The 9,468-nt window shown below is 70.3% G+C and carries 10 protein-coding genes; 7 read left to right on the top strand and 3 right to left on the bottom strand.

Translation table 11 applies throughout. From position 1 onward, the window contains the following. Positions 1-274 precede the first annotated feature (274 nt). From ACFXGJ_RS13800 to ACFXGJ_RS13780, 5 genes are all read left to right on the top strand, one after another. Entirely contained in the window at positions 275-682 is a 408-nt protein-coding gene (locus ACFXGJ_RS13800) for a YciI family protein (RefSeq protein ID WP_378620534.1), read from the top strand. A gap of 4 nt (positions 683-686) precedes the next feature. After that, positions 687-1,847: an RNA polymerase sigma factor gene (locus ACFXGJ_RS13795; RefSeq protein WP_378620523.1), complete on the top strand. Its 1,161-nt coding sequence runs from the start codon at positions 687-689 to the stop codon at positions 1,845-1,847. 70 nt (positions 1,848-1,917) lie between these two features. Next, on the top strand, positions 1,918-2,388 hold the full coding sequence (locus tag ACFXGJ_RS13790; RefSeq protein WP_378620519.1) for a MarR family winged helix-turn-helix transcriptional regulator: 471 nt from the start codon (positions 1,918-1,920) through the stop codon (positions 2,386-2,388). Then, positions 2,381-4,156 carry an AMP-dependent synthetase/ligase gene (locus tag ACFXGJ_RS13785; protein ID WP_378620530.1) on the top strand — a complete coding sequence of 592 codons (1,776 nt, stop codon included), beginning with the start codon at positions 2,381-2,383 and terminating at the stop codon, positions 4,154-4,156. Before ACFXGJ_RS13790 ends, ACFXGJ_RS13785 begins: the two co-directional genes overlap by 8 nt. Before the next feature lie 151 nt (positions 4,157-4,307). Further along, positions 4,308-5,075 (top strand): hypothetical protein, encoded by a 768-nt coding sequence (locus ACFXGJ_RS13780; protein WP_378620517.1) that lies wholly within the window; start codon positions 4,308-4,310, stop codon positions 5,073-5,075. A gap of 18 nt (positions 5,076-5,093) precedes the next feature. Here the strand turns inward: ACFXGJ_RS13780 and ACFXGJ_RS13775 are convergent, their stop codons facing one another. Next, positions 5,094-5,669 (bottom strand): hypothetical protein, encoded by a 576-nt coding sequence (locus ACFXGJ_RS13775; protein ID WP_378620514.1) that lies wholly within the window; start codon positions 5,667-5,669, stop codon positions 5,094-5,096. A 160-nt stretch (positions 5,670-5,829) separates the two neighbouring features. On the opposite strand from ACFXGJ_RS13775, the gene ACFXGJ_RS13770 reads away from it, so the two are divergent. Both ACFXGJ_RS13770 and ACFXGJ_RS13765 read left to right on the top strand, forming a co-directional pair. Continuing rightward, positions 5,830-7,386, top strand: coding sequence for a carboxylesterase/lipase family protein (locus ACFXGJ_RS13770; protein ID WP_378620512.1), 1,557 nt, complete (start codon positions 5,830-5,832; stop codon positions 7,384-7,386). Between the two features lie 21 nt (positions 7,387-7,407). Continuing rightward, complete coding sequence (locus ACFXGJ_RS13765; protein WP_378620510.1) at positions 7,408-7,842, top strand: hypothetical protein; 435 nt, start codon at positions 7,408-7,410, stop codon at positions 7,840-7,842. A gap of 16 nt (positions 7,843-7,858) precedes the next feature. Here the strand turns inward: ACFXGJ_RS13765 and ACFXGJ_RS13760 are convergent, their stop codons facing one another. Both ACFXGJ_RS13760 and ACFXGJ_RS13755 read right to left on the bottom strand, forming a co-directional pair. Continuing rightward, a complete protein-coding gene (locus ACFXGJ_RS13760; protein WP_378620508.1) occupies positions 7,859-9,091 on the bottom strand; it encodes an RNA polymerase sigma factor in 1,233 nt (410 codons plus the stop codon). A gap of 5 nt (positions 9,092-9,096) precedes the next feature. Continuing rightward, positions 9,097-9,438, bottom strand: a complete 342-nt coding sequence (locus tag ACFXGJ_RS13755; RefSeq protein ID WP_378620505.1) for a YciI family protein — start codon at positions 9,436-9,438, stop codon at positions 9,097-9,099. Positions 9,439-9,468: the final 30 nt, after the last annotated feature.

Raw genomic sequence — 9,468 nt, 5'->3', positions numbered from 1 at the left:
GTAGGACACCGCCGAACATACGTTGCGAATGCCTCGCACTGCAGCTCGAAAGAGCTTGCGGTGCGAGGCATTTCGCATTTCCAGGGCAAGAACCGGGTGCCGGCCGCCCACCACCGGCCGACCGGTCACCGGCGACGGCGCCGGCCACCCGGGTGAAGGGAACCGTCATCCGAGGTGAAGAACTTCCGCAGGCGATGTCGAGAATCCGAGACTGGCCCCGTCCCAGTGGTGAGTGCTACCAGAATGGGTGGCACCAGCAACGAGGAGACACATGATGGCCAAGTACCTGCTGCTCAAGCACTACCGCGGCGCCCCGGCTGCGGTCAACGACGTGCCGATGGATCGGTGGGCACCCGAGGAGATCACGGCCCACATTCAGTACATGAACGACTTCGCGGCCCGGCTCGAGGGGACCGGCGAGTTCGTCGACGGTCAGGCGCTCGCCTCCGAGGGAATGTGGGTCCGATACGACGGCGAGGGCAGGCCGCCCGTCACCGACGGCCCGTTCGCCGAGACCAAGGACCTCATCGCCGGCTGGATGGTGATCGACGTCGACAGCCAGGAGCGTGCCATCGAGCTGGCGGGGGAGTTGTCGGCCGCTCCGGGCGCGGGCGGGAAGCCGATCCACGAGTGGCTCGAGGTGCGACCGTTCCTGGCGCCGCCGCCGACGATCGTGGAGTGACCGGATGAACGAGGTCCTCCTCCGGAGCCTCACGCCGAGCGTGGTCGGGATCCTCGTCCGCCGTGGAGCAGACTTCGCGGCGGCCGAGGACGCCGTGCAGGACGCGCTCGTGGAGGCGGTCCGCGTCTGGCCGGCCGACCCGCCGCGGGATCCGAAGGGTTGGCTGGTCACCGTGGCCTGGCGCCGGTTCCTCGACGCGACTCGGGCGGACGCAGCGAGGCGTCGACGTGAGGACCTCGACGTGGAACGAGGCTTGCGGAGCGACAGAGACGACGAGTCGGCGTCCGAGGTGGACGACACGCTCCACCTGTACTTCCTGTGCGCCCATCCGTCGCTGACGTCGTCCTCCGCGGTCGCGCTGACGCTGCGCGCCGTCGGCGGGCTGACTACCCGCCAGATCGCTCGTGCCTACCTGGTGCCGGAGGCGACCATGGCGCAGCGCATCAGCCGGGCCAAGCGCACGGTCTCCGGCGTGCGGCTGGACCAGCCCGGCGACGTCGCCACCGTGCTGCGCGTTCTCTACCTGGTCTTCAACGAGGGATACTCCGGCGATGTCGACCTCGCCGCCGAGGCCATCCGGCTCACCCGGCAGCTCGCAGCCGCGATCGACCACCCCGAGGTGGCGGGGTTGCTCGCCCTCATGCTGCTCCACCACGCCCGTCGCGCCACCCGGACCGCGCCGGACGGCAGCCTGGTGCCGCTCCCCGAGCAGGACCGGGGCCGATGGGACACCGAGTCGATCGCCGAGGGAATCGAGATCCTGCAGGCGGCTCTGGCACGGGACCGGCTGGGCGAGTACCAGGCACAGGCAGCCATCGCGGCACTGCACGCGGACGCGCCCACCGCCGAGAAGACCGACTGGGTGCAGATCGTCGAGTGGTACGACGAGCTCGCCCGCCTGACCGACAGCCCGCTCGTCCGGCTCAATCGCGCGGTGGCCGTCGGCGAGGCCGACGGACCGCGCGCCGGGCTGGCGGCGCTCGCGGTGCTGGACGACTCGTTACCGCGCCACGCCGCGGCGGCGGCGTACCTCCACGAGCGGGACGGCGACCTGACGACCGCGGCACGGCTGTACGTCGAGGCCGCCGACAAGGCGCCCAACCTCGCCGAACGGGACCACCTGACGCGCCAGGCCTCCCGGCTCAACGCCTGGCGGTCTCGCTGACGCGTTGCGCTCGGATGTTCCCGCAGCACTCGGCGGGGCGCGGTCTGGGCCGCGGGGTTATAGTTGCGTAATGCAACACGATCGGAGCGGGGCTGTCGCTCGGGTACACGAGGAGATGGTGAACCTTCTCCGCGAAGTGATGACCGGCGAGCGGCCCGCGGGCGGAATGCCCACCTTCGCCCAACACTCGGTGCTGTCGTACATCGCGCGTCATCCCGGCTGCCGTGCGACCGACATCTCGGACGCGTTCGGTGTGCATCGTTCGACGGTGTCGAGGCAATTGCGTCAGTGCGTCGACGGGGGCTGGGTGCACGCGGAGTCCGGACCGGTCCGCCAGGGACACCCGCTCACGCTCACCGACATCGGGACCGGCGTCCTGGCGGACGCGGACCGGCAGCGTCGAGCCGAGGTGGACGCGCGCGTCCGGGACTGGCCGACCGGCGAGGTCGAGGAGTTCGCCGGCCTCCTGTACCACTTCCGTTCCAGTACCACTCCTGCCCGCACGAACGCCGACACGACCGGAGATGACCACAGTGCGTGAGTACACGACCAACGCAACCTTCACCATCGCCGATGACGACGCTCTCGTCCGGTCGGTGTATCGGCACGCGCGCGAGACCCCGGATCTGGTCCTGTTCTCCCGGCCCGACGGGGAAGGCTGGCGCGACGTGACGGCGACCGAGTTCGCCGAACTGGTCTCGGGAGTGGCCAAGGGGCTGATCCAGCGCGGTGTGCGGGCCGGGGATCGGGTGGTCCTGCTGTCCGCGACCCGTTTCGAGTGGACCCTCTTCGACTTTGCGATCTGGGCCGCCGGCGCGGTGTCGGTTCCGATCTACGACTCCTCGTCGCCCGACCAGATCGGTTGGATCGTAGAGGATTCCGGCGCCGTGCTGGCGATCGTGGAATCGGCCGACCATGCCTCGTCGTTCACGGATCTCGGTGTCGAGGCGCTGGCCGTCGAGGCCGATGCGGTCGAGACGCTGCTCGCGGCCGGACGTGACCTGGACGACGATGTGGTTCGGGATCGGATTGCCGACATCCGGGCCGACGACCTCGCCTCGCTGGTGTACACCTCCGGTACCACCGGCCGCCCGAAGGGCTGCCGCCTCACGCACCGGAACTTCTTGTCCGAGGTCCGTGGGATCCTCACGGCCAGCATCGGCACGGTGGCCCGGCCCGGAAACCGGATGCTCACGTTCCTGCCGCTCGCCCACGTCCTGGCGCGCGCGGTGTCCCTGGCGATGTTCGAGGCCGGCGGGACCCAGGCGCACTGGTCGAACTTCGGCACCATCGTCGGGCAGTTCGACCGCTTCAAGCCGCACACCATCCTCGGCGTGCCCCGCGTGTTCGAGAAGGTCCGCGACTCAGCAGCGCATTCCGCCGCACAGGGCGGGGCCATCCCGAAGGCCGTGTTCGGGTTCGCGGAGAGGACCGCGATCCGCTACAGCGAGTCGCTCGACGAGGGTGGACCCTCACCCTTGCTGCGACTGAAGCGCTGGGTGGCGGACCGGCTGGTGTACACGAAGCTGCGGACGGCACTCGGCGGCGAATGCTGGTGGGCGATCTCGGGTGGCGGGGCCCTGATGCCGCGGCTGGGGCACTTCTTCCGCGGTGTCGGGGTACCGATCTACGAGGGCTACGGACTGACGGAGTCGACCGCGGCGCACTGTGTGAACGTTCCGGACGCGCAACGGATCGGCAGCGTCGGGCAGCCGATGGGTGGCAACAGCGTCCGCATCGCCGCTGACGGGGAGATCGAACTGTCCGGTGGGGTCGTGTTCGGTGGCTACTGGCACAACGACCGGGCCACCGCCGACGCATTCGACGGCGACTGGTTCCGCACCGGCGACCTCGGTGCCCTCGACGAGGACGGCTACCTGACCATCACCGGTCGCAAGAAGGACCTGCTCATCACCGCGGGAGGCAAGAACGTCTCACCCGGCCCGCTCGAGGATCGGATGCGTTCGCATCCGCTGGTGTCGCAGGCCGTGGTCGTCGGCGACGGACGTCCGTTCATCGGCGCGCTGCTCACGGTGGATCCGGAGGTGCTGGCGCACTGGAGTTCCCAGCACGGCAAGGACGGGTCGTCGATCGCCGACCTGCGAGACGACCCCGATCTGCGCGCCGCGCTGCAGGAGGTCGTCGACGACGCGAACACCACGGTGTCGCATGCCGAGGCAGTGAAGCGGTTCGCGATCCTCGGCCGAGATCTCACGGAGGAGGGTGGGGAGCTCACCGCGACCCTGAAGATCAAGCGAAACGTGGTGGCGGAGCGGTTCGCCGACGAGATCGACGCGTTGTACCACTGAACGCTGCGGTGTGCCGGGAAGTGAGTGCGACGACCTGCGCGTGGCGGCCCACACGTAGTGTGGACCGCAGAGCCGAGTTGTGTCTGCGTCGCCCGTCGCCCACTGCTCTCCCATTTGTACGGGTCGAGCGCAACGGACGGTCACGCACACCATGGACAACGCCGCCAGCCTGGGCATTCAGGCATTCATCACCGAGGTCGCCCAGCGGGGTGGTCGAGCAGTTCGGTTGACCCATTCCCGCCGGAACCCGGTCCAGGTGCGGGGCGTCGACGGCTCCCTGCATGTCGTGCGGGTGCGGACCAAACTGGAGGGGGACTGGCGGGCGCGTCGGCAGGACGGGTCACTCGAGACCGACGACACCGGGTCGCAGTTCTGGGTCTTCGTCGACCTGGCCGGCAGTCAGCCTGAGTTCTTCGTCCTCCCGTCCGAGGAGGTCGCAGCCGACATCCGGGGCGAGGTCGATCTGTGGGTGCGCGAGGCGCCGGGGCGTACCCGAACCGGCGCGCACACCATCGCGGTCGAACGGGTCGCGCACGGACGGCTGCGGTGGGACCTGCTCGGGCTGTCGGCGACTAAGGACCCGAGCCGCACTCCCGAAGTCGTCGCCGGCGTCGAGGCCGCCGTGCGCAGGCGACCGGTACCGGTGAAGCAATTGGTCGGCGAGGTGGACGACGCTCGTCTCCGCGTCGTCGCCGACTTCGAGGGCTATCGCCTGGTCGGACGGTACGACGAGGCGACGCGTCGGCTCCAGGTCACCCGGGGGCCGATGGAGGGCAGGCGTTTCGACGACCCGACGGCGGCTGCGGTCGCGGTGACAAGCCACATCAGTGGCGACGTCGAGGTGGCAGACGGCTGGAAGTTCTGGCGGGTCGACTGCCCGGAGCGGACGCCGCTCGGTGACTGGGTCGGGACGAGCTGACGGGCGAGGGCTGGCGGGCTACCAGAGTCGGAAGGCGCTGTCCGAGACGGTGAATCCGTGTCCGGTGGTCTCGCAGGTGACGCCGGTGCGTTCGTCGACCGTGCAGGTGAATCCCTGAACCCGCAACGGTGAACCGTAGGGCAGAGCCTTCGCGGTGCCGTCGAACCGGTGGAACGCCGGGTCGCCGGCGGAGAAGAACTCACCGGGCCTGTCCGCGGTGACCCGGATCGAGTTCGGCGCCACGGGACCGGGCGCCCCGGAACCCTGTACCTGCGGGGCGCTGGGGGGGAACGCGCCGTGGCAGCCGGCGACGGGTTGCCGTGCGGTGACGATCGCGCACTCGAACTTCGAGCTGGGACTGGTGAAGTAGTACGAACCCGCCTGGGTGCCCGCGTAGTCCGCCACCTGTGCGGCGGGGACGGCCTTGGTCGTGGTGGGCGTCGCGGTCCGCGCCGGCGGCGTGGTGCGAGGAGTGCTCGTTGGGAGCGATTCCGCGGTCGGGGAGGCGTTGCCGCCGACGGTGGTGCCGCACGCGGCCGTGAGCGCGAGAGCTCCACACGTGACGAGCATCAGGCCCCAACGAGGAAATCCCATGCCCGTCATCGTAGGGAGCCGGTCCCCTCGCACGGGTGTGCACCCTCGCAGATCAGCAGGGACGGCCGCATCGGAGAGCGGGCAGGTCCGCGTCCCGAAGCGACGGGGCTGCCCTTGGTACCGTGGCGAAGGACGTGTGCCCAGGCAGTAGGAGGCTTCCGTGCAGAGCGAGCAGGACGTGATCGCAAGCCCGCCGGAGACGTTGAGCGTCGACACGCCTGACGGTGCCGTCCGTGGGTACGCCGACGGCGCGGTGTTCGTGTGGAAGGGAATTCCGTACGCCACCGCCGGCCGGGAACGCCGATTCCGCTCGCCGCTGCCGCCGACACCGTGGAACGACGAGCGTGACTGCCGCGAGTTCGGGCCGATCGCACCCCAGGCCAAGGCGATGCAGGTGCCGATGGACCCGGCGATGACCGCGGACGAGGACTGCCTGTCGGCGAACGTGTGGGCGCCCCGACCGGACGGCGAGCCGCGACCGGTGATGGTGTGGGTGCACGGTGGCGCGTACTGCGTCGGATCGTCCTCGCAGACGGTGTACGACGGCAGGCGGCTGGCCGAACTCGGCGACGTCGTGGTGGTCACCGTCAACTACCGGCTCGGGGTCATGGGGTTCCTCGACCTGTCGTCCTGCGGGCAGGGATTCCAGGCGAACGTCGGGCTGCGAGACCTGATCGCGGCGCTCGAATGGGTGCGGCGGAGCATCGCGGCGTTCGGCGGCGACCCCGGAAACGTCACGGTGTTCGGTGAGTCCTCCGGGGCCGGATCCATCACCACGCTGATGACCTCGCCGCGGGCCGAGGGGCTCTTCCACCGCGCCATCGCGCAGAGCGCCCCCGCGACGTCCGTGTACGGTGCCGAACGCGCGGCCGCGGTCGCGGCCCGTTACCTGGAACTGGTCGGGGTCGACGCGGGGGAGCCGGACCGGCTGCTCGAGCTGCCGATCGAGAAGCTGACGGAGGCCGGTGACGCGCTGCTCGACGAGGTCACCACCACCGTCCCCGGCACGCTCGCGATGGCCCCGGTGGTGGACGGGGACCTGGTGCCGCGGTACCCGGTGGCGGCGTTCCAGAAGGGCCACGCGCATCGCATCCCGTTGATCATCGGGACCAACCGGGACGAGGCGTCGATCTTCCGGTTGACCCGTTCGCCGATCCTGCCGGTCACCGCCGACACCGTGAACCAGATGTTCACCGCGATCGCCTCGGACCACCCGAACCTGTCCGCGGCCCGCGTCGCGGAGATCATCTCCGCCTATCCGGACTGGTCGAAATCGACTGGTGCGATGGCTGTTTCGAGAGACGCCGCGTTCCGGATGCCCTGTCTGTGGATCGCGGACGCGCACAGCAGGCACTCGCCGACCTGGGTGTACCGCTTCGACCACGCGACGCCGATGCTCAAGGCGGCGAGGGTCGGCGCGAGCCACGCCACCGAGTTGCCGTACGTGTTCGGCAATTTCGGCACCCTCAACGTGGACCCAACCTTCTGGCTCGGCGGGCGCAAGACCGCGCTGGAGGTGTCTGGCCGGGTGCAGCGGCGGTGGCTGGCGTTCGCCCGCTACGGAGTGCCCGCGGCGCTGGACGCCTCGAAGCACTGGGCGCCCTACCTCGAGGACACGCGCTCGACCTTGCTCGTCGACAAGACGGACACGCTCGCCGCCGATCCGGACCGGGACCTGCGGGCGGCGTGGGGCAACGAGGTTATGGGCTTCAGCTGATCGGTCTGTAGCGTCAGGAGCATGAGCAAGCTGGACGAGGTCGGCGAACGGGAATCGTGGCGCTGCTGGTTGTGCGACGAGCCGGTCGACCCGGACATGTCGGTCAACGACCCGCGGGGCCCGAGCATCGACAGCATCTTCGCCGCGAAGAAGGGCAAGGGCGGACCGGAGCGGCTGGCGCATCGGGCGTGCAACACCAAGAAGGGTGCGATCAAGCCGGTCGTGCCGTGGTCGGACGCGCTCTTCGTGATCGACCCCGCCCCGATCGTCGGGGTGGTCGAACAGCTCACCCGCAAGCCGGGGCGGGTCGCGGTCGCGCGGTGCCCCTCGAAGTCCGACGCCGAGGATGCGGCGGCCTGGCTGCTGGACCGGTTGTCGCGGCTGGCGCCCGAGCTGAGCCTCGACACCAAGATCGAGCCGGGCGGCGGCGGCTTCCTCCTGGTCCTCGTGCGCTGACTGCCGCGAAGCCGATTCATGCCCGGGCGTCGAGGCGTCCTCGAAGGAACCGACGTTCGGCCGCGTTGTCGGCCAACGCCAGGGCCGCCTCGTAGGCCCGTCGGGCGTCGGCCTCGCGGCCGAGGCGTCGGAGCAGGTCTGCCCGCACGGCGTGGAAGACGCGGTAGCGGCCGAGACCGAGCGCATCGACCAGCTCGAGCGCCGGACCGGGGCCGTCGACCTCCGCCACCGCGACCGCCCGGTTGAGCGCGACCACCGGGCTCGGGGCGACCGCGAGCAGGTGGTCGTACAGCACGACGATCTGCCGCCAGTCGGTCGCGGCCGCGGTGGGTGCTTCGCTGTGCACGGCGCCGATGGCCGCCTGAATCTGGTAGGGCCCCGGGCGGTTTCGACGCAGGCATCGGCGCACCAACTCCTGCGCCTCGGCGATCCGATCCCGATCCCAGCCTGATCGGTCCTGATCGGCGAGTAGCACCGGTTCGCCGTCCGCGCCGACGCGCGCCGATCGCCGGGACTCGGCGAACAGCATCAACGCGAGCAGTCCCACCGCCTCCGGTTCGTCGGGCATCAGCTCGGCCAACATGCGGCCGAGCCGGACCGCCTCGGTGCACAGGTCGTCGCGGACCAGCCGCTCGCCGGCGCTGGCGGCGTAGCCCTCGTTGAAGATCAGGTAGATCACGGCCAGTACCCCGCGGAGCCGGTCCGGTAGGTCGGCCTCGCTCGGGACGCGGTAGGGGATCCGCGCGTCCCGGATCTTGCCCTTGGCGCGGACCAGCCGCTGCGCCATCGTCGCTTCCGGGACGAGAAACGCGCGGGCGATCTCCGCGGTGGTCAGGCCGCCGAGCAGTCGCAGGGTCAGCGCGACCTGCGCCGCATCGGACAGCGCGGGGTGACAGCAAGTGAAGACGAGTCGCAGCCGGTCGTCTTGCACGACGCCCTCCTCTCGGGCGGTGTCTCCGTCGGTCTCGTCGAGCAATGCGCTCTCGAGGACGGCGCGGGCCTGCCGGTCCACCCGCGACGACTCCCGGCGCAGCCGGTCGATCGCCCGATTGCGGGCGGTGGTGACGATCCAGCCGGCCGGGCTCGGTGGCAGTCCCGTCGCCGGCCACCGCGCCGTCGCCTCGGCGAACGCGTCCTGAACGGCCTCCTCGGCGAGGTCGATGTCGCCGAAACGGCCGACCAGGACCGCGACCGCGCGGCCGTACTCGCGGCGGAAGACCGCATCGATCTGTGAACCGGTCGCGGTCATCGGCGTCAACCCTGGAAGGGGCGGACCTCGATCGGGAGAGTGGTCGCTCGAGTGAGCTTGCGGCCCCACTCGAGGGCCGCGTCGAGGTCCGCGGCGTCGACGATGGTGAAGCCGCCGAGATGCTCCTTGCCCTCGATGAACGGTCCGTCCGTCGTCAGGACGTCGTCGCCGCGAGCGCGCAGGACGGTGGCGGTGCTGGGCGGATGCAGCCCACCCGCGAACACCCACGCGCCCGCCGTCCGCATCTCCTCGTTGAGGGCGTCGAGGTTCTCGGTGATCGCTGCCAGTTCCGCCGGCTCGGGCACTGGTCCGTCGGGCTGGTACACGCTGAGCAGGTAGTGCGGCATGGTCTTCCTCCTGTGACGACGTCCCGGCGC

The organism is Rhodococcus sp. NPDC059234, from assembly GCF_042754225.1.
Classification (GTDB): Bacteria; Actinomycetota; Actinomycetes; order Mycobacteriales; family Mycobacteriaceae; genus Rhodococcus_G.
This window is presented reverse-complemented; position numbering and strand designations above follow the sequence as displayed.

Coding starts and splice junctions, on each gene's coding strand:
- ACFXGJ_RS13765 (WP_378620510.1), top strand. CDS start 7,408: ATGAGCAAGCTGGACGAGGTCGGCGAACGGGAATCGTGGCGCTGCTGG.
- ACFXGJ_RS13795 (WP_378620523.1), top strand. CDS start 687: ATGAACGAGGTCCTCCTCCGGAGCCTCACGCCGAGCGTGGTCGGGATC.
- ACFXGJ_RS13790 (WP_378620519.1), top strand. CDS start 1,918: ATGCAACACGATCGGAGCGGGGCTGTCGCTCGGGTACACGAGGAGATG.
- ACFXGJ_RS13775 (WP_378620514.1), bottom strand. CDS start 5,669: ATGGGATTTCCTCGTTGGGGCCTGATGCTCGTCACGTGTGGAGCTCTC.
- ACFXGJ_RS13800 (WP_378620534.1), top strand. CDS start 275: ATGGCCAAGTACCTGCTGCTCAAGCACTACCGCGGCGCCCCGGCTGCG.
- ACFXGJ_RS13755 (WP_378620505.1), bottom strand. CDS start 9,438: ATGCCGCACTACCTGCTCAGCGTGTACCAGCCCGACGGACCAGTGCCC.
- ACFXGJ_RS13760 (WP_378620508.1), bottom strand. CDS start 9,091: ATGACCGCGACCGGTTCACAGATCGATGCGGTCTTCCGCCGCGAGTAC.
- ACFXGJ_RS13780 (WP_378620517.1), top strand. CDS start 4,308: ATGGACAACGCCGCCAGCCTGGGCATTCAGGCATTCATCACCGAGGTC.